Raw genomic sequence first — 21860 nt, 5'->3', positions numbered from 1 at the left:
TTTTGTAACCCTGTTAACAAGTCTGTATAACTTACGACAACTTTTAAAATCAAGTTTAATAGATAAAGTTATTGTACAAATGAACACGCTATAATAACCATCATAAATTTTAAATTAATTTAATTTTTCTTTTTGTTGTATTTAATAAATGTTGAAAACTATTTAAGTTTTGGATGGAAGCGGGAAGTTGGGAGATGGAAGAAGTTTCAAGTTTAAGGTTTCAAGTTGTGTATTCTTTTTAATTTTAAATACCTTTTTACTTCTAGTTAGGAAATCCGTTTAAATCTGCGTTTAGCGAAGCTAATCCGTTTCATCCGCGTTCCATCTATTATATAGATTTCTTAAATTTTTTAAATCTGTGTTCTTTGATAATAAAAAAGAGAATTTTGTGTTTTTCGTGCTTTCTGTGAGAAATAACTATTCTACAATCCGCAAATGACTATCTAAATTATCCAAAATTCCTCTCACAACTTCCACATCATTTCGATGCACTTTTAATTTAATTCCGCCATAAGCAATACTCGCAAATGGATCAATCGAAACAATTGTTTCATTTTCAAAAAAGTAGTGAATTCCTTCGTTTTCTAAAATCGATTTTAACACAGCAATTTCACTTGGTAAATTAAAAACCGCAACAGTAATAAAGTCTTTCATTATTTAAATTTTCATAAAGATATATTAACTTATATTTTGATTTACAAAGAAATACAAGTTTATAAATATTTTTTTTAATTAGTTTATCATAGATAAAAACATTATATTACACTCAATAAAAAAAAATATAATATGAAAATTTTTTTTACTTTACTCTTATTTCCGTTATTCAGTTTAGCACAAACTCAAATAGGTGCAGATATAGATGGAGAAGCAGCGGGTGATTACAGTGGTGCCAGTGTGAGCTTATCATTAGATGGAAACATATTAGCAATTGGAGCTCCAAATAATAACGGAAGTGGATCTAATTCCGGTCATGTTCGAATTTATGAAAATATATCAGAAGTTTGGACACAAATAGGCTCAGATATAGATGGAGAAGGAATTGGTGATTTTTCTGGTAATAGTGTAAGTTTATCAAGTGATGGAAAAATTGTGGCTATTGGAGCACTTAATAATGATGGAAATGGTTCTAATTCCGGTCACGTACGAATTTATGAAAATAATTTTGGTGTTTGGAATCAAATAGGTTCAAATATTAACGGTGAAGCTGCTGTTAATTTTAGTGGTAGGAGTGTAAGTTTATCATCTGACGGAAATGTTGTTGCTATTGGAGCTTCCGGTAACCACGGAAATGGTTCTAACTCTGGTCATGTTCGAATCTATGAAAATATATCCGGAGTTTGGACGCAAATAGGTTCAGATATTGATGGTGAAGCTGCTTTTGATTATAGTGGTTATAATGTGAGTTTATCGTCCGATGGAACTATAGTAGCAGTTGGTGCATATGGTAATGATGAAAATGGTATTGATTCCGGCCAAGTTAAAGTTTATGAAAATATATCCGGAGTTTGGACACAAATTGGATCAAATATTAATGGTGAAGCAGCGGGAGATTACAGCGGTATTAGTGTAAGTTTATCAAGTGATGGTAATATTATAGCTATTGGAGCTCCAAATAATGATGGAAATGGTTCTAATTCCGGTCATGTACGAATTTATGAAAATATATCGGGAATTTGGAACCAAATAGGCTCAGATATCAATGGTGAAGCAGTAAATGATCAAAGTGGCAGAAGTGTAAGTTTATCAGGAGACGGTACTACTGTAGTTATTGGAGCTCCTTTTAATAATGGAAATGGTTTTAGTTCCGGTCATGTACGTATCTATAAAAATATATCCGGTGTTTGGACTAAAAAAGGCCTAGATATAAATGGTGAAGCAGCTAATGATCAAAGTGGTTTTGCAATAAGTTTATCAAATGATGGTGATGTACTGGCAGTTGGAGCTTATTTAAATGATGGAAATGGTGCTAATGCCGGTCATGTACGGGTGTTTAACATAACAAATCTTTTATCCAACGATACTTTTGTACAAAATATTTTTTTAATCTATCCAAATCCTTCTAAAGAAAATGTAACCATTTTAATAGAAAATGATTTACAAATAGAAAAAGTAACAATTTATAATTCTCTAGGACAAGTAGTAAAAACTAGTGTAAATGAAGTTATTAATACATCAGAATTAGCAAAAGGAAGTTATTATTTAGAACTAACAACTAATCAAGGTAAAGCAACAAAAACATTAGTTATAAATTAATTATATTTCATATTTACTGGTAAAAGGTTGTTTTTAAAGAGAACCTGTTTTGTTATATTTTCAATAAATCTACTTTCTAAATTCCATTTTCTCCCATCTTATTCGTAATTTTCACCTTTATTAGAAAAGAATTATGAGTAAGAAACCCAGAAAATTAGGTAAAAAAAATAAAGATTTTACCGCACAGATATTTAAAATTCTGTCAAAAGAAACCAATAAATCATTCACATACAAACAGATAGCTGTTATTTTAGAATTAGATGATACTAAAAGCAGAAACGAAATTATTAGAGATTTAAAAATTTTAAAAGCTCAAGATAAAATTCACGAAGTAGAAGTTGGCAAATACCAAATGGTTTCCAAAGCCGAATATTACGAAGGAACCGTTGATATGACTTCCCGAAAAACAGGCTATTTTATTTGTGATGAATTGGAAGAAGATGTGTTCATTCCGTTTATCAATTTAAATCACGCATTAGATAACGATAAAGTAAAAGCCTACATCTACAACCGAAGAAGCTCTCGCCGACCCGAAGCTGAAGTGTTAGAAATTTTAGAACGTGCCAAAACTGAATTTGTAGGTGTGATTGACATTCAAAAGAATTTTGCGTTTGTAACAACTGCCAATGCTAAAATGTACACCGATATTTTCATCCCAAAAAATAAAATTGGCGATGCCGAACACGGTGATGTAGTTTTAGTAAAAATGGAGGATTGGCCGGTTAAAGCCGATAGTCCGTTTGGATCAGTCATCAAAGTGTTAGGAAAACCTGGTGAACACAATACAGAAATTCACGGAATTTTAGCAGAATATGGTTTACCGTATGATTTCCCGATTGAAGTAGAAGCTTTTGCAAACAAAATTGATACTTCCGTAACCGAAAAAGAAATTGCCAAACGTCGCGATATGCGAAAAGCATTAACGTTTACGATTGACCCGAAAGATGCGAAAGATTTTGATGATGCATTATCGTTTGAAAAATTAGACAATGGAAATTATGAAATTGGCATTCACATTGCCGATGTTTCCCACTATTTGCAAGAAGGAACGATTTTGGATGATGAAGCATATAAACGAGCCACATCGGTTTATTTAGTAGATCGTGTTGTTCCGATGCTTCCGGAGGTTTTAAGTAACGACGCGTGTTCTCTGAATCCACACGAGGATAAATTTACCTTCTCTGCCGTTTTTGAAGTTTCTCCCAAAGCAGAAGTAATCAATCAATGGTTTGGAAGAACCATGATTTATTCTGATCAGCGTTTTTCATATGAGGAAGCTCAGCACATCATCGAAACCAAAAAAGATATCATTCCGGCCGAAATTTCATTAACCGGAAATGATTATAAAACACCTCAAAATATTGTTGAAGCAACATTGAAATTAGATGAATTAGCTAAAATTCTTCGTCAGAAACGAATGGCAAACGGAGCGATTTCGTTTGATAAAGTGGAAGTAAAATTCAATTTGAATGAAAAAGCAGAACCGGTTGGTGTTTTCTTTAAAATATCAAAAGATGCCAATCATTTAATTGAAGAATTTATGTTGTTGGCCAATAGAAAAGTGGCCGAATTTATCGGAAAACAAAAGAAAACCTTTGTTTACAGAATTCACGATGAACCGAATGAAGATAAATTAATCAATTTACAAACGGTGATTTCGAAGTTTGGTTATAAAATTAATTTCAAATCGAAACAAGATATTTCTAAATCATTGAATACGTTATTGAATGATGTAGTTGGAAAAAAAGAGCAAAATTTAGTCGATACATTGACTATACGAAGTATGAGTAAAGCGGTCTATTCTACTGAAAACATTGGTCATTACGGATTAGCCTTTGATTATTATTCGCATTTCACATCACCAATTCGTCGTTATCCGGATGTGATGGTACATCGTTTGTTGCAATATTATTTGGATGGAGGAAAATCGGTTTCGGCAGAATTGTATGAAGAAAAAAGTGCTCACTCGTCTGATATGGAAAATTTAGCTGCTAAAGCGGAACGAGACAGCATCAAATACATGCAAGTAAAATACATGCAAGATCATAAAGATCAAGAATTTTTAGGTGTTATTTCCGGTGTAACCGAATGGGGAATTTATGTAGAAATCATCGAAAATAAATGCGAAGGAATGGTACGAATCCGTGAAATTAAAGATGATTATTATGTGTTTGATGAAAAACAATATGCGTTAGTAGGTGAAGTTTCTAAAAAAATTATACAATTAGGCGACGAAGTTTACGTTAAAGTAAAAAATGCCGATTTGGTTAAAAAACAATTGGATTTTCATTTTATTAGAAGAAAAGAGTAAGTGGTCAGTTGGCAGTTTTTAGTAATCAGTTTTCCTGCAAGATTTTTAATTTATTTATATGAATTTATTTAAAAATTTGACTGTACTGACTGTATTTTCAATTTTATGGTTTCTAATTTTAATATTTTTTTATATTACTGAAGAAGGTCTTTCTGGGTATAAAATTATAGCATTTTTAGGATCATCAATTTTGGGATTTATCGGTTTATTTATTGATTTTTTATTAAAAAAGTTTATTAAGAATAGAATTAAAGTTAATATTATAGGTTTATCATTAGTTATTATTTTTACTATTTGGTTAACCTTATAAATTTATAAAAGGTTTCATTTTTGAAGCTAATCAATCATCAAAATCATCACATCATGAAAAAAATCATCTTCCTTTTCATTTTAACCACTTCTCCCCTTTTTGCTCAAACCGTAACCAAAAGTCCGGGCGATTTTACAACGGTAAAAATATTTGACAGAATTTCAGCTCAACTCATTCCATCCAATGAAAATAAAGTTGAAATCAAAGGTTCAAGAGCTTCAGAAGTGGAAGTGATTAATAACAATGGCGATTTAAAAATCCGCATGCCGCTGACCAAATTATTAAAAGGAGAAGTGATTGAAGCCACCGTTTATTACAAAAAATTAGAAGGTGTTGAAGCCAGCGAAGGTTCGTATGTAATTGCAGAAAAATCAATTAAAGCAGTCAATTTTGATTTGAATGCCAAAGAAGGAGCAGAAATTAAAATTGCTTTAGATGTAGAAAAATGTAATAGTAAAGCATCAACCGGCGGAAAAATAAACATTACCGGAACTACTCAAAATCAAGAGGTTATAGTTACTTCCGGAGGCGAATTAAATGCTAATAAATTCAATTCCAAGCAAACAACAGTAAGTATTAATGCCGGCGGAAATGCCAGTATTCATGCCACCGATTATGTGGATGCCAAAGTGAGAGCCGGCGGTTATATTTACATCTACGGAAAACCAAAACAAATTGATCAAAAAACAGTTTTAGGCGGTTCAATTAAAGAAATGAACTAAGAAATGTGTTAATTTGAATATTAAATTTTAAATTAGCATTTAGAAAGTTTCGTAACTTGAAACTTTAAACCTGAAACTTTTTTCAATGCTTAACGATATTTTAGCTGCCATTCCGTGGGGAATTCTCTTGGCTTTCACCATTGGTCCTGTGTTTTTTGTACTGATAGAAACCAGTATAACCAAAGGTTTTAAAGCTGCCATCACATTTGACTTTGGTGTTGTTTTTGGCGATTTGGTTTTTATTCTGATTGCTTATTTCAGTACCAACCAACTGCTGGAAAAACTCAAAGACGATCCGAGTTTATTCATCTTTGGTGGAGTGATTATGTTTGTGTTTGGTTTAATTTCCTTTATCAGAGAAAAAAGAGTAAAAAAGAAAAACCTCAACCCTGAGTTTTTAGCCGATTCAATTCCGAAAAACAATTATTTAGGGCTTTTTTTTAAAGGATTTTTGCTCAATTTCATCAATATTGGTGTATTGGGTTTTTGGGTGGGAATCATCATCGTCTTTGGTCCGCAAATGAATATGGAAACTGACCGAATTGTGTTGTTTATGACCGTTATCATAATTACTTATCTAATTACCGATGTGGTAAAAATCATCTTAGCCAAACAACTCAAAAACCGTTTAACACCCTATATCATTTATAAAATTAAACGCGTTATCAGTGTAATTCTAATGATTTTCGGGTTCTTTTTAATCATTCAAGGTTTTTTTCCTGAGGAAAAAGAAATGATTAAGGAGAAGTTTGAGAGGTTGAAAGATTGATTTTAATTTTATTATCAACAATAAATTACTTACCTTTGGCGTTAGTATATAATCTATAGTTCTGTGATTAAAAGTTTTACATGTAAAGAAACGGAGAAAATTTGGAACGGAATTCAATCCAGAAAACTTCCTTCTGACATTCAAAATGTAGCCAGAAGAAAATTAAGAATGATTAATAATGCTCAAAACATAAATGATTTAAGGATTCCACCTGCAAACCATTTAGAAAAATTAAGCGGAAATCTTGAAGGATTTCATAGTATCAGAATTAATAAACAATGGCGAATAATTTTTAGGTGGGAAAATGACAATGCTTTAGAAGTAGAAATTATAGATTATCATTAAAAATTGAAATTATGGCAACTTTAAAAAACATACATCCCGGTGAAATATTAAAAGAAGAATTTCTTGTTCCACTTGAAATATCAGCATACCGTTTATCAAAAGAAACGTTTATTCCTCAAACTCGCATAAGCGAAATTATTAAAGGAAACAGAAGAATTACTGCAGATACAGCCTTGCGATTATCAAAATACTTTAGTACCACTGCCAAGTTTTGGTTAGGTTTACAAGATGATTATGATATTGAAGAAGAAAAAATGGCTAAAAAAACAGAATTGGATAGTATTCAACCGATGAATACGGATGCGGCTTAGTTTTTTTGAAATGTTTGAATGAATAAATTTCAACTCATACTCTCTTTACTTTTCTGTCAATTTTTATTGGCACAAAATGATTCTGTAATTGTTTCAAAATCTAAAATAGGACTCATTTCTGCCGATAAATTGAATGTAGTTTATAGAGGAATTCAAAATCCAATTTCAATTGCTGTTCCAAACGCAAGATCATTTACTGTTTCTGGATTAGGGGTAAAAGAAGAAAATGGTAAATATTATATTGTTCCCGGACAAGGAAATGAAATGGTTGTTAAATTAGAGATTATTTTAGACGACGATTCAAAAGTGGTTGAAGAACACTTTTTCAGGATAAAAAATTTAAAGAAACATATTGCTAGAATTAACAATAAAAATTGTCAAAACTGTATCGTTTTGATGAAAAAAGAAGAATTAAAAGATGCTGAGATTTCTTTTTATTTAGAAGATTTTCTATATGATTTTTTAAATTTAAAAGTGACAAGTTTTGATTTATATATACATAAAAAAAAGAAATTTCACATTGAAGGAAGTAAAATTACGGATGAGGTATATAAAGAACTATTAAATTTAAAAAAAGGTAAAAAAATACTAATCTATAATATTGAATTTAAGCTACTTAGTGAACTAAATATTTTAATCCATCCAATTGATTTAATTCAAATACAAATTTCAAATTGATTTTATTAAATTTTCAATTACATTGAGATTTCTCCTATCGTCGAAATGACACAATGGAGCTAAAAAAAAGAGCTACTTTTCAGTAACTCTTTCAGAGGCATCGCCCTCCCGATTGCTATCGGGAGAACCGGGGTAGACGGTTTTGCGTTATCTTTAATTAATTTTTTCTAAAAATTTAAAACAAAAAAAGCTCCTTTTTCAAGAAGCTTTAATTTTGAGGCATCGCCCTCCCGATAGTAATCGGGAGAACCGAGGTAGACGGTTTTGCATTATCTTTAATTAATTTTTTCTAAAAATTTAAAACAAAAAAACCTCCAAGTTTCCTTGAAGGTTTCAGAGGCATCGCCCTCCCGATAGCAATCGGGAGAACCGAGGTAGACGGTTTTGCATTATCTTTAATTAATTTTTTCTAAAAATTTAAAACAAAAAAAGCTCCTTTTTCAAGAAGCTTTAATTTTGAGGCATCGCCCTCCCGATAGTAATCGGGAGAACCGAGGTAGACGGTTTTGCATTATCTTTAATTAATTTTTTCTAAAAATTTAAAATAAAAAAACCTCCAAGTTTCCTTGAAGGTTTCAGAGGCATCGCCCGGATTCGAACCGGGGTAGACGGTTTTGCAGACCGGTGCCTAGCCGCTCGGCCACGACGCCTTATAATCGGATGGCAAATGTAAATAAAAAGTTTAAAGTTAAAAAGCTAAACTTCAAAAAACTTTTTCTAAAAGTAAACTTAATCTTAAATTTATGAGATTCCTCATTCTTCGGAATGACAATTTTACGCAGAAAACCCGTAACCCGCAACTTTTCAACTCGCAACCTTCTAACTCCTGTATTCCTCCATCACAACCGTAACCGCTTCCACATCACCACCAATAGGCGGATTCAGCTTTGAAACCGAAACAATTACTCGTGAAACAGCCGGAATTTCATCAAAAATTCGTTTGATAATGCGATGAGCAACGTGTTCTAATAACTTGGAACGAATGGCCATTTCTTCCACTACTGCTTTATTCAAATGAACATAATCAACTGTATCGTGCAAATCATCGGAAACGGCCGATTTTCGCATATCAGTTTTAATTTCCAAATCAATTGAATAATCTGAACCGATTTTACTTTCTTCCATCAAACAGCCGTGAAACGAAAACGTTCGGATGTTTTGTAATTTAATTGTTCCCATTTGTTGTTTTTAAAAGGTACACGGACAGTTGCTAATGCCTTGGAAAATATCTACACCAAGCGTAACCATGTGCGTACCCGAATTGTAATTCACCAATTTGTTGAGCGTGATTTGATAGGAATAAGCGAAGTAAAAATTACTTTTCTTTAATCCCAACATCGGTCCAATATTCAAAGGTTCCAACAATTGATCATTTAAAAACCGATAGGAAACACCTGCCCAGTAATAATCATCAAAGTTATAAAAACGCAGCTTCAAATTCAAATCTGTTGTTGATCTTTGATCACTTTCAAAATATTGAAAAAATCCGGATGGTTCTACTTCAAAATCATTGTTGGATGAACTTCTCCATTTATAACCCGTAAATACTTGATAATTACGTAGTTCCAACGGTTCAACATCATTAAAAACATCTAAATTTTTGTTTAGTAAATTCGCAACGGTAAAACTACCGTAGAAACCGTTTTTACGATACAAAAAACCAACATCTACATTGTGATTGGTAAGTCTTCTATCATCAACAACAGCCATATCTTGTCCGGTAAAATTTTCAATTTCAATTCGAAACTGATTTAAAGCGTACGAAATTCCAAACGAAACAAATTGTTCCGCATATTTATCAATTACAATATGATGAGCAAAACTCACTTTTGCTCCAGATTGACGGGTATTTCCGTTTTTATCGCTATACAAATACAAACCAATTCCTGATTGATCATGAATTCGCATATCGCCGGCAAGCGACATATTTTCGGGTGCGTCTTTAATTCCAACCCATTGTGTAAATCCGTTGGCTCTGATTTTTACATTGTCTCCAATTCCGGCATACACCGGCGAAATTATAAATGGATTATCAGCTAAATATTGCGTAAAAGAAGGTAGGTTTAATTCCTGGGCTTTTCCGTTTAGAAAAGCTAGCAAAATGAAAAATGGGGCTATTTTTTTCATGGTTGTAGGTTTTTGGGTTAAACCAACTCCAAATTTGTGGCGACTTGGAGTTGGTTGTTTTTTTATTTTTTTATCTGTAAAGGGTAACGTTTCCAACAAATTGTCTTCCGCCGTCTAGCGTGATGGTGTACCAATAATCACCGGTAGGTAACAGTGATCCGTTGTAGGTTCCATCCCACTCGCCTTTGTGTCCAAATTGCGTAATAATTCTTCCGTAACGGTCAAAAACCTCTACGCGTGCATTTGGGAATCCTTCTAAATTTTCAGGAACCCACGTATCGTTATCACCATCATCATTTGGTGTAAAGAAGTTTGGAATATCGATGTCGATAAACTCAATGTAAATTTGAGCTTCGGCCGTACAACCGTTTTCATCACGAACAAGAACGGTGTAAGTTCCGGTAGCTAATATTTGGAAAACATTGTTGTATCCATAGTCTACTCCGTTTAGATAGTAGGTATAACTTCCACTTCCTCCGGTTGTTGTTGCCGTAAACTGATTTTGATACGTTTCAGATAAAGTCAACGCAATCGGAATGTAATTTGAAATGGTAAATCCAATAGTTTCCGAACAACCATCTTCATGAAGAACTGTTACTGAATGATTTCCATTTGATAAATTGGTAAATACATTCCCGGTTTGGAATGCACCGCCATCTAATGAAAATGTTACATCCGCGAATACGTCTTCTCTCGTTTTAACGGTAACGGTGTTTAAAGCAGTATCACCAACACAACCATAAACAATGTTTGTAGCAGGAGAAATATTAATTCCTCCATCCACATCAACTTCCAATGTTGTTACACATCCATTGGCATCTCTTACATAAATGGTATAGGTTTGTCCGCCAGCTAAATCTTCAAACAAAACACGGTTGGGTGTATAATTGTTTTCATTATTCAAACTAGTTGAGTAAGGAGCAATTCCACCATTGATGGAAATTTCAATTGCACCCACATTGTCACCGGCACATAAATCCGGGAACATGGTTACTAAGGAAGTATTTAACGCGTTTGGTTGGTTGATTGTGATGTTTAACTGGGTAGTACAACCTATTTCATCCCTAACAATAACCGTATAATTTCCGGCAGGTAAATTGGTAAATGTTTGGTTTGGACCAAAATCTGTCAAGTTTGGAGAAACAGCAAATTCTAATTGTCCGCTTCCTCCAAAGGCTGAAACTTGGAAAGAACCTGTTGATTCACCATGACAAGTCACATCTACTTGAGTAAATAAAGCTTGAACCGGAGTTGACGGTGTGATTGTAAATAGAACTTGTTGTTCACATCCATTGGTATGTCTAACGGTGATGGTGTGGTTTCCAACCGCAACATTGGTGAATGTGGCAGATGCTTGAAAAGTTCCTCCATCCAATGAATAGGTTACATTATTTACCACAGCTGAATTTACACTAACTGTTACTGCATTTCCTACTACATTACCTGTACAAACATAGGTTACAGCAACCGTTGGATTAATAGTAACCGGAGCATCTAACGTTACCGGAATAGATGATATACAATCATTAGCATCACGAATGAAAATGGTATAAGTTTGTCCACCAGTTAAGTTAGAATACGTAAATTGATTGGCTACAAAATTGTTTTGGTTATTCAAACTTGTTGAATAAGGAGCAACACCGCCATTTACAGTAATTGTGATACTTGCATTTCCGTCACCAGTACATAATTCTTGTACTAAAGCAGAAACACTTGAAGTCACAACAGTTGGTTCGGTGATGATTACTTCTTGTGAAAGAGTACAACCAATTCCGTCACGAACGATGATTGTGTATGTTCCGGCAGTTAAATTTGTAAATACATTATTTGTGGTAAATGTGGTTAAGTTTGGCGAAATAGCATACTCAATTGTTCCTGAACCTCCAGTTCCGTTTATCGTTACACTTCCTGTTGAATCACCATTACAAAGTGCATTTTGAACATTTGACACAGTAACACTTATCGGTTGAATGTCATCGATGATGAAATTAACAGTTTGAGTACAACCATTGGTGTGTTGAACCGAGATGGTATGATTTCCAACAGGAACATTCGTGAATGATGGAGATGTTTGGTAAGTTCCTCCGTCTAACGAATAGGTTACATCATTAACGACCTCTGAATTTACACTAACAGTTACGGTGTTTCCAACTACATTTCCTGTACAGAAATACGCTATATCAACCGTTGGAATAATCGTTACCGGAGCATCTAACGTTACAGGTATGGATGAAATACAACCATTGGCATCTTGAATGAAAATGGTATAAGTTTGTCCACCAGTTAAATTAGAATAGGTAAATTGATTCGCAACAAAATTATTTTGGTCATTCAAACTTGTTGAATACGGAGCAACGCCGCCATTTACAGCAATTGAGATGCTTGCGTTTCCGTCATTTGTGCATAATTCTTGTACCAAAGCAGAAACACTTGAGGTCACAACTGTCGGTTCAGTGATGATTACTTGTTGCGTAACACTACATCCAATTCCATCTCGAACGATAATGTCATACGTTCCGGCGGCTAAATTAGTAAACACATTGTTTGTTGTAAATGTGGTTAAGTTTGGTGAAATCGCATATTCAATTGTTCCGGTTCCTCCAGTTACGTCGATGGTTACACTTCCTGTTGAATCACCATTACAAAGTACGTTTTGAACACTTGATAAAGTTGCACTTAACGGTTGATTATCATCGATATTCATATCAACAGTTTTGGTACAACCGTTGGTGTGTTGAACTGAAATAGTATGATTTCCGGCTGGAACATTCACAAACACATTTGAAGCTTGATAAGTTCCGCCATCCAAAGCATACTGAACATTTCCAACTGCAGATGCATTGACAGAAACGGTTACGATGTTACCCGGCACATTTCCTGAACAATTATAAACAACTGATTCGATGGCAGGAATTACTTCTACCGGAGCATCTAAGAAGATATACGCAATTGTTTCACAACCATTGGCATCTTTTACGAAGATGAAGTAATCAGTTCCGCCTTCTAATCCTGAGAACGATAATTGTCCTTCAACAAAAGCACCCGGATCTTGGTTATTCAAACTGGTTGAATATGGAGCTGTTCCTCCGGTGATTAGAACGGTAAACGAACCATCATTATCACCTAAACATAAGTTTTGAACCACTGTTGTTAAATCAACATCAGCTATTAATGGAGCAGGTTCAGTGATTTCGATATCCAATAAAATAAAACATCCGTTTTGATCTTGAACGATAATATCATAATTGCCCGGAGCTAAATTATTGAATGTTCCGGTGTTGAAAAATTGATTTAAGTTAGGCGAAATCGCATATTGAACTGTTCCTGTTCCTCCTGTAGTTTGGATGGAAACACTTCCGTTTTCTCCTCCATTACATAAAACATTATTGACAGTCAAATTAGAAATCATCAATTCTTGCGGATCAGTGATTTGGATTAGTGATGAAACCGCATTACAATCGACACTATCCACCTCAACAATATAACTTCCGGATGGAAGATTGGTGAACATTCCACTGCTTTGTGGACCGGCAATTACGTTATTCGCATTGTCTAAAAGTGTGTAGCTGTAATTTCCTAAACCGCCAGTTGTGTTGGCAATAATGGTTGCTGTACTTTCTCCAAAACAGTTGATGTTGGCACTATTTAAATTTAAATTCAATTCTAAATCAGGAATAGTTTCTATCGTGATTTGATTGGTTTGAACTACGGCACAATTGTTTGCATCTCTTACAAAAAATTGATACGTTCCTGGGCCAACATTGTAAACCGTTGTGTTGGTAAAAGTGATTCCGTCGGTACTGTATTGATACGGAGCCGTTCCACCCGAAGCAGAAAGTGTGATTATTGCATCATTTGTACAAGTTAATGAACTTGTTAATGTTAATGAAGCTACTACAACTGTTGGTTCAGTTATTGTGATGATGTTAGTTGTAAAATCACAATTCCATCCGTCTGTGATGGTGATGCTGTAAATTCCTGCACCTAATCCATCAAAAGTTGGACTCGTTTGTCCTCCTGAACTGGTTACAATTGTTGTTCCGGTTGAATCATACGTATTCAAAATGTATTGATACGTTCCTTGTCCTCCGATTACATTTGCAGCCGTTACAGAAGCATTTGTATCACCATTACAAAGTAAATTAGTATTGATAGAAGTAAGATTAGCCGAAATTAAACTCGGTTGAACCAAAATAACAGTTGTACTTACTAAACATCCTCCGGCATCTTGCACAGAAACTGTATAATTTCCGCCTGCTAATCCTGTAAATAACGAATTGGCTCCAAAAGGTTGAACAGTTGTAGCAGTCGTGTTGTTGACCAATTCATATTGATACGTTCCCCATCCTCCGATTGCATTGGCAAAAATTTCACCTAAATTGTTAGTACAAGTAACATTTGCTGTTTCATTCGCTGTTAAAACCAATGGCTCACTTGGCGAAGAAACTACTGCAAAGTTGGATGTAGCTGTACAGAAAGGTGTCTCAGTTGCTGTGACAACTACTTGATAATTTCCACCTGATAATCCTGAAACGATAAACGGATTTATAGCAGTATTTCCACTTCCGGAAGCAACCGTATTTCCTTGAATGTCAATTACATCATAGGTTACATTTCCAACATAACCTAAAACATTTACAGTTATAGTTCCATCTGTATCGCCAAAACAAGTTACAGCAGATGAGTTGATTATACTTGCTTCGATGGTATCAAAAGGAGTGATTGTATAAGGAGCAGTTATAAAATAACATCCTGTTTCGTTGTCAGTTACTTGGAAAGTATAGGTTCCAGGCTCAGTTAACGTAAAGTTAGCACTGAAAACACCACTTCCCGGTGTGATAGCAGGCTGACTTCCTAGGGGTAATAATTCAAATGTAAAATCACCTGAACCACCGGTTACATTAATTTGAACGGTTCCGTCATTCGTACACGTTAAATTCGTTACCGTTGTTGTAGTAACTGCAGTAATGGTTGGTAATGGATTAATGTTCACAAGAGTTGTCGTCAAACAATTATTAGCATCACGAACAGTCACAGTAATGTTTTGAACACTTCCATTATCTACGATTGTAAATGTGTTGGATGCGAAGAAATTCGTTCCGTTAATGCTGTAAACATAAGGAGCTGTTCCAAAATTGGCTGCGGCTGTAATGGTTGATGTTTGAACCACATTGGAAGCATCACAAGCAAAATCGGTAGCCGTTGCAGCAACTGTTAATAAAGCCGGTTCATCAATTACAATGATTTCTTGTAAAGAACAATTTCTGGCAGAAGTAACAGTAATAGTATAAGTTCCAGCCGCTAATCCGGTGAAAACACCATTATTTTGAGAAATTGGAGCATTTACACCATCTGTTAAAACATACGTATAAATCGGGTTATCGTTGGATGCCGGTAAAGTCACAGTAATACTTCCGTCATTTCCGCCATTACAACTTACATCATTATGAACAGTGGTAAAAGTTACAGGAGTTGCAGGTTCTAATTCAATTGGAGCTTGAGCTGAACAGCCTGTGGTTGTGTCATTGATTACCACCACATAATTCCCTGAAGCCAATCCGTTGAATATTGGAGAAGCTTGAGCAGCAACAATTACACCGCCTACATTGTTTTGTAGTTCATAAGTAAAAGTTCCGCTTCCGCCGAAAGGTGTTACGGTAATAATTCCGTCGTTATTAGCACAAGAAGTTTGAGCTGTAATTGCCGGAGTTAAATTCAAAGGAGCAGGAATAGTAAGGTTTACAGTATGAATACATCCGTTAAAATCTCTCACTCTGATGGAATAATTTCCTGAATTCAAATTAGTATAAGTGAATGTAGGAACTGTTTGTGCTTGGAAAGTTCCGCCGTTTAAACTAAATGTATATGGAGCAATTCCGGCAGTTGTTAACGTTACTTCAATTGTAAAATCGCCTTGAGCTGCCGTACATAAATTGGTTACAGTAGCTGAAATTTGGGGAGAAGGATCCGTCGGTACAAAAACAGGTGCTGATTGAATACATCCGTTGGCATCTCGAATATAAACTACATAATTTCCGCCTTCAACATTGAAAACATTGGTTGCACTTCCCGCCCAAGTTAGTACTGTTGGAGCAGGATCACCGGCTACTACCAATTGATATTGATAAGGAGCTGTTCCAAATTGGCCGGTTGCAGTGATTCGTCCTCTATTGTTTAAACAGTTGTCGTTTCTAGTAACATTTGCAGTTACTTGCAATAAATTAGTTGATTGAGAGATGGTAAATGGCACTGATGCACTACTACATCCGGTTAATGTTCCTCCATTTTCAGTAAATAAAATGTAATAAATTCCGGGAGCTAAAGGGCCAAGATTTGTTACAGAAATTGGTCCGCCAAGTGGTGACGATGTTCCGGTAATTCCGGTTGAAATATTCGATTGAGAATTAAATACTTCGTAGGAAACACTCGTCGCCGTAGCATCATAATTATCAAATGTAAAATTCACAAAACCATCATTACTTCCGGTACAACTCACATTTCCAACCACATCTAACACAGAAGTTAAATTAGAAGGTGTGTTGATTGGCGTATCAGCAGTTTTAAAATAATAACAATCGGTTACTAAATCGTGCACTACAAACGTGTATGTTACACCCGGAACTAATCCTGTAAAAGTAGAAGTTTCAGGAGTTCCAACATCTGCCGGTTGATAGTTTGTTGAATAAGGTAAAACATTCGTTTCTAAAATCGCAAATTCATATGAACCGCTACTTACCGCAGAAGTTACTGTAATGACAGCTGTTCCACCGTTCACACAATCAGAAGTTGAAGTAGAAACATCAATAATCAAATCACTTGGAGGTGAAGCGATGATGATATTATCAACTAGTAAAACACAACCATTGGCATCAATAACTTCTACATTATAAATTCCGAAATTAAGAATTTGGAACGAATGATTTTCATTGGTTACCGGAGTATAAGAAGCAATAAATCCGAAATTATTATTTAAAATATAAGTATATTGAGCTGTTCCACCGGCTACACCTTGCACGATTATTTCACCATAAGAAGTACCACCCGGATTGTTACACGTAATATCTACTGTTGATATTGTGAAAGCAATCGGATTAGGTTCAGTTAATGTAATGGATGCTGTATCGGTACACGAATTAGCATCAGTTAATGTAATTTGATAATTTCCGGCCGTTAATCCTGACGTTTGAGTTCCGTAATTTACACCGGTTGTAGTATTGATTACTTCTAAAACGAAAGGAGCTAATCCAACCGCATTATTGGTATTGATTTGAATTTCTCCTTCATTTCCTCCGTGACATAAAATTCCTTGTAATTCTACTACAGAAGTGATTTCAGGTAATGTCAACGGTTCAACAGTAATAGTTTGACTTGTAAAAGTACAACCTTGTGCATCGGTTATCAAAAATTGATAATTTCCGGCATTCGCAGTAGAATATACAAAGTTAGTTCCAACCACATTCGTGGATGATCCAAAAGCTCCACTGTTGAACGAAACTTGATAAGTAAACGGAGCTAATCCGCCAGCGATTGCAGCTGAGATTTGAGCATTTGGTGATGCTGTACAATCCAAACCTTTGGTTAACGAAAAATCGCCTGTTAATTCAGGTTGAATAGTTTGTGAAACAGTTGAGGTACATCCATTAGCATCCGTAACAATTACCGTATAACTTCCCGGGGTTAAATTGGCAAATGTGTTTGAATTTTGTGATGGATTTCCGTTAATACTGTACGTATAAGGAACTACACCACCCGTCACTGCAATTACTAATGTAGCCCCATTAGCGTCAAAACATAAATCGGATGACGATGCAATTACAGCAACAGGATTTGTTGGCGTAGTTAGGTTGAATGTGTTGCTCACAACACAACCGTTTATATCATTTACCGAAATCGTATAGGTTCCGGCTTGAGTTAAATTTGTAAACGTGGCATTCGATTGAGGCCCTACCACTACCCCATTTGGTTGAGTAAGTTGGTATTGATAACTTCCCCATCCGCCGGTAGCTGTAATGATTACGCTTCCGTTGGAATTACAACTGATTTGATTAGCAACAAATGTGAAAGCTAACGCACTGCTTGGTGCTTCAACAATAGCAGTTGCTGTGTCAGTGCAATTAGTAACGGTATCTGTTATCGTTATTGTATAGGTTGAAGCAGTTAAACCTGTTAGCGAAATAGTCGATAAATTTGAATTGTTTGCTGATGCAACAACCGCATTTGAACTATTTACGATTTGATAATTGTATGGATTTGAATTGGTTACTGTAAAAGTAACAGCTCCATTTGAAGCTCCAAAACAAACCACATTGCTAATCGTTTGACCTATTACATCAATTATTGGTAATGGATTGATGGTGTAAGTTTCTTGATACGTACAACCATTACTATCAGTTACTTCAAACGTGTATGTTCCGGCAGTTAATCCTGCAAAAATAGGATTAGTTCCGTTGTTCACTGTTTGTCCTGCAGGAGCGATGATTTGATACGTAAACGGAGCTGTTCCGCCAACTGTTGTTACTGTTACCGTTGCATTTTGTGCCGGGCACGTTAACGCTGTTGCATTAAAAGTTAAATCGGTTAATTGGTTTGGTGCAACTAAGGAAATGGTATTGGTTGTAAAAATACATCCATTCGCATCTTGAATATAAATAGTATAATTTCCTGATGTTAAATTGGCAAATTCCGAAGAAGAAACAAAATTCACACCATCAATACTAAATAGATATGGAGCCGTTCCACCTGTGATGCTTCCTGGAACAATGTTAATCGTTCCTGCGTTAGTTATACAAGTATAATTTTCAGTAATTTCTGCAACACCTGTCATTGGCGTTGGTTCAGTAATTGTAAAATCTGTTGGGAATTCACACACTCTATTTCCTTGTGATTGAACTAAAACAACTGTATAGTTTCCAGCAGGTAAATTATTAAAAATGCCTGAATTGTTAGTACTGATGATGTTTCCGTTTTCATCTAACAATTGATAAGAAACCTGAAAACCATTTGATGAAGTTAAGTTATAGACAATAGATCCATTATTCTGACCAAAACAATTTATATTTTGAACAGTGGTAGTAAACTGAACATTAGGAACTAATTCAATTGTTACAGGATTGGATAATGCGGTACAATTATTTGCATCTACAACTATGAAAACATAGGTTCCTTGCTGACCAAATTCAATGTCAAAAATAACACTTGTTTGATAATCCGCAGAAGTAGGATTTAATAAAGCTCCATTAAAACTATAAATTGTAAAAGAATAAGGAGGTTGTCCGCCAGAAGGATTTACTAAAATATTCCCTTGATTACAAGTGATATTTTGAGATACTGACGCTACTAATTCCAAATCATTTTGGTCTTCAATTGTAACAGTTCCGGTAAATGAACAACCATCTTCTGTAACAACTGTAACGGTATAAGTGCCCGGATTTAGATTATCGAAGGTATAATCGTTATCAACAACCCATCCGCTTGTGGCAGAAATTGGATTGGTAATGCTAAATTGATATTGCGGCTGTGCTCCTGTTGCTTGCACACGAATACTTCCAAAACCATTACAATTGGTGTTTTGCGGAATCAAATTTACTTGAAAATTATTTTGTTGAATTCCGATGTTTGGTAATTCAAATACGCATCCCTCTGTCACACCAATTTGAGTTACTTGAACAGTATAAACTCCCGCATTTGAAATAGTAAACACAGGATTATTTTGATAAGGAACTAAAATGTTTCCTGTCATCTGATCAACTAATTGAAATTGATAATCAGACGGAAGATTCGTTATCGTAATGCTTCCCGGCGTATTACAAAGAATGTTTGTTGTTACATATTGAATATCCAATAAATTTGTAAAAACATTAAAGTAAAAACGCGTAAAACAACCATCTTGATAATTAATCGTCAAGCGATATTGACCGGCGGTAGTTACATTAAAATTAGCACCCGTTCCTACTTGATTCCAAGAACAAGCCGGATTATTATTGGCACACGTATCAATGCCAACCGGAGGACAACTAGCCTCATTCAGCACTTCCCAAACGATACTAGTTGCATCGCTGATTCCGGTTTGAATAAGCTGACTATCATTGGTTCCACAAAGAAAAATTAAAGGCAATTGTTCACCATTATTCGGACAAATCACCACCTCATCAGCAAATGGAATCACCGGATTAGTTTGTGTTGCTCCAAATAGTAAAACATTGAACGTTTGAGTGATTCCGATACACGGAGGAGTTGCCGTATTCACAACTGTATAGGTTCCAACATTGGAAACAGTGATGGTTTGTGTATTTCCGATTACTTGGTTAGAACTGTTGTACCAAGTGTACGTTTCGTAGCCATTTGCTGCAGTAAGTGTTAAATCTGTACCACACAAATAAGCATCATTTTCAAAAATACAATCATCGATATCGACCAAGAAATTCGCCGGACCCGGTTGACCAAATCCACAACTATCTAGTCCGGCAAAACTTGGGTCATTTGATATCCAATTGCTGTTTAAAATTCCACGATAAGTGGCGTAAGCTTGATTCTGAATTAAATTTGAACAAGCATCTTCCAATTCACTACACGTTGTTGCCACTTGCACACGAATGCGAATGGTATAAACAGGATCGCCTATTTCAACTAAGTTATTTGGTAAAGTAAAAACCAATTCATCAAAAGCAGGATCGTGTGTGAAAGTCACCCCAGGAGCCCCACTTAAATCTACTGATATAAAACTGGTATTGATTGGTAATATGTCACGAATGGTTGCATTTGTTGCATCATCATTACCCACATTTTGAAACGTAACAACATAATCTAAGAATTGCCCTAGGTTAACATCAGCCCCACCGATGTCGTTTCCTGCTAAATCTTCGACTGTTTTTACTAATTTAATATCCGGTTCTATGACTTCAATATTGAATGCATTGAAGAACATAAAGTAAGTATCTTGATTGGATGTAATCCGAAGCGTTGCTGCCGTTTCATTATTCGGAATTACACTGTTGAGCGGATTGGCAACGGTGATAATATCACCATCATATCCCAACGTATTTAAACTGTTTGGAACTCGATCTAAAAAGTCTACATTATTTAATGTCAATCGACTATTAAAAAAATTGTTCGTTGCATTTAAAGTATTACCCAAAGCGGTAAAAGTTGCATTGGAAGCCGCTCTAAACAACAACTGATCTCCCGTAATTCTGTTATCACCTTCCAAAGCAGCAGAAGCTAATTTTGCTCTTACCGGAAATGGCGGCGGCAAAGTGGTAAATCCGGAATAGTTAATATCCGTTTGACCAATGGCTGCACGAACACCTGCAAAACCATCATAAGCGGTAATGTATTTTCCGGTCATCGTTGGATTTTCATACACAAAGAAAATAGTCCATCCACCCGAAACTCCTCCTCCATTTATAAATCCTTGTGTGGCTCTAATGTTTGCCACAGTATATTCTCCTTCCGGATTGGCTAAACCGGTAACTAATGAAGTAATGTCTGCAAAACACGAATACGGACTATTTGCAATAAAATCAGGACTAGTAAATCCGTCAAAAATTAATTGTCCGGTGATGTTTTGATAAGCCCCGCCGGGTAACTTTAATCGCACTTGGTTAAAATCGTTTGCACGAACATTGTCACCATCTCCAGGATTAGTGGAATAACCGTTGTTAAATCGATACGTAGCCGACCAATATAATCCGGCATACACAATTTTGTTACATCCGCTGGCAGGCAAAATTAACGATGCACTACTAGAACTGAATGTACTTGGATCACCATCAATATCAATGTATCGCATATCGAAGTTATCATTGTATTGTGATGAATTTCCAACTTCATTATAAGGAACATTCGGACCGTTGGAATTATGTTGTCTGTTCACAATTCCGTTTGAAATCAACGTCATATCTCCTTTTAAATTTCGTTCGTAGCGAACCGTAAAAGGAACGGGAACTTGGGCATAGGAAGCCAAGTTGAGTAGCAAAAAACAACCGAGTAGGAAGATTGTTTTTAATTGTGGTATTTGGGGCGTTTTCATTTTGGG

At 35.2% G+C, this 21860-nt stretch carries 12 protein-coding genes and 1 tRNA gene; 8 read left to right on the top strand and 5 right to left on the bottom strand.

The features are described 5' to 3' along the window. Nucleotides 1-417: 417 nt before the first annotated feature. A complete protein-coding gene (locus tag M0M57_RS06605; protein WP_248436398.1) occupies nt 418-654 on the bottom strand; it encodes a putative signal transducing protein in 237 nt (78 codons plus the stop codon). Nucleotides 655-786: 132 nt separating this feature from the next. Between M0M57_RS06605 and M0M57_RS06600 the strand changes: the two genes are divergently transcribed. The 8 genes from M0M57_RS06600 to M0M57_RS06565 all read left to right on the top strand — a co-directional run bounded on the left by M0M57_RS06600 (nt 787) and on the right by M0M57_RS06565 (nt 7699). Beyond that, nucleotides 787-2253, top strand: coding sequence for a T9SS type A sorting domain-containing protein (locus tag M0M57_RS06600; RefSeq protein WP_248436397.1), 1467 nt, complete (start codon nt 787-789; stop codon nt 2251-2253). A gap of 133 nt (nt 2254-2386) precedes the next feature. Then, on the top strand, nt 2387-4564 hold the full coding sequence (rnr, locus tag M0M57_RS06595; RefSeq protein ID WP_248436396.1) for a ribonuclease R: 2178 nt from the start codon (nt 2387-2389) through the stop codon (nt 4562-4564). A 58-nt stretch (nt 4565-4622) separates the two neighbouring features. Further along, nucleotides 4623-4874, top strand: coding sequence for a hypothetical protein (locus M0M57_RS06590; RefSeq protein WP_248436395.1), 252 nt, complete (start codon nt 4623-4625; stop codon nt 4872-4874). A gap of 53 nt (nt 4875-4927) precedes the next feature. Continuing rightward, on the top strand, nt 4928-5596 hold the full coding sequence (locus M0M57_RS06585; protein WP_248436394.1) for a head GIN domain-containing protein: 669 nt from the start codon (nt 4928-4930) through the stop codon (nt 5594-5596). 85 nt (nt 5597-5681) lie between these two features. Beyond that, a complete protein-coding gene (locus M0M57_RS06580; RefSeq protein ID WP_248436393.1) occupies nt 5682-6365 on the top strand; it encodes a LysE family translocator in 684 nt (227 codons plus the stop codon). A 63-nt stretch (nt 6366-6428) separates the two neighbouring features. Continuing rightward, on the top strand, nt 6429-6710 hold the full coding sequence (locus tag M0M57_RS06575; RefSeq protein ID WP_248436392.1) for a type II toxin-antitoxin system RelE/ParE family toxin: 282 nt from the start codon (nt 6429-6431) through the stop codon (nt 6708-6710). A gap of 11 nt (nt 6711-6721) precedes the next feature. Then, nucleotides 6722-7021, top strand: a complete 300-nt coding sequence (locus M0M57_RS06570; RefSeq protein ID WP_248436391.1) for a HigA family addiction module antitoxin — start codon at nt 6722-6724, stop codon at nt 7019-7021. A gap of 18 nt (nt 7022-7039) precedes the next feature. Beyond that, entirely contained in the window at nt 7040-7699 is a 660-nt protein-coding gene (locus M0M57_RS06565; protein ID WP_248436390.1) for a GldM family protein, read from the top strand. Nucleotides 7700-8278: 579 nt separating this feature from the next. On the opposite strand, the gene M0M57_RS06560 is transcribed toward M0M57_RS06565, so the two are convergent. From M0M57_RS06560 to M0M57_RS06545, 4 genes are all read right to left on the bottom strand, one after another. Next, a tRNA-Cys gene (locus tag M0M57_RS06560) sits at nt 8279-8349 on the bottom strand. Between the two features lie 169 nt (nt 8350-8518). Then, on the bottom strand, nt 8519-8878 hold the full coding sequence (gene folB, locus M0M57_RS06555; protein WP_248436389.1) for a dihydroneopterin aldolase: 360 nt from the start codon (nt 8876-8878) through the stop codon (nt 8519-8521). 9 nt (nt 8879-8887) lie between these two features. Further along, the gene (locus tag M0M57_RS06550) at nt 8888-9826 is read right to left on the bottom strand and encodes a PorP/SprF family type IX secretion system membrane protein (RefSeq protein ID WP_248436388.1); all 939 of its coding nucleotides are present in this window, start codon (nt 9824-9826) and stop codon (nt 8888-8890) included. A 70-nt stretch (nt 9827-9896) separates the two neighbouring features. Then, complete coding sequence (locus M0M57_RS06545; RefSeq protein ID WP_248436387.1) at nt 9897-21854, bottom strand: T9SS type B sorting domain-containing protein; 11958 nt, start codon at nt 21852-21854, stop codon at nt 9897-9899. Nucleotides 21855-21860 lie beyond the last annotated feature (6 nt).

Origin of the sequence: Flavobacterium azooxidireducens, from assembly GCF_023195775.1 — a bacterium.
In the GTDB taxonomy this organism is placed as follows: domain Bacteria; phylum Bacteroidota; class Bacteroidia; order Flavobacteriales; family Flavobacteriaceae; genus Flavobacterium; species Flavobacterium azooxidireducens.
This window is presented reverse-complemented; position numbering and strand designations above follow the sequence as displayed.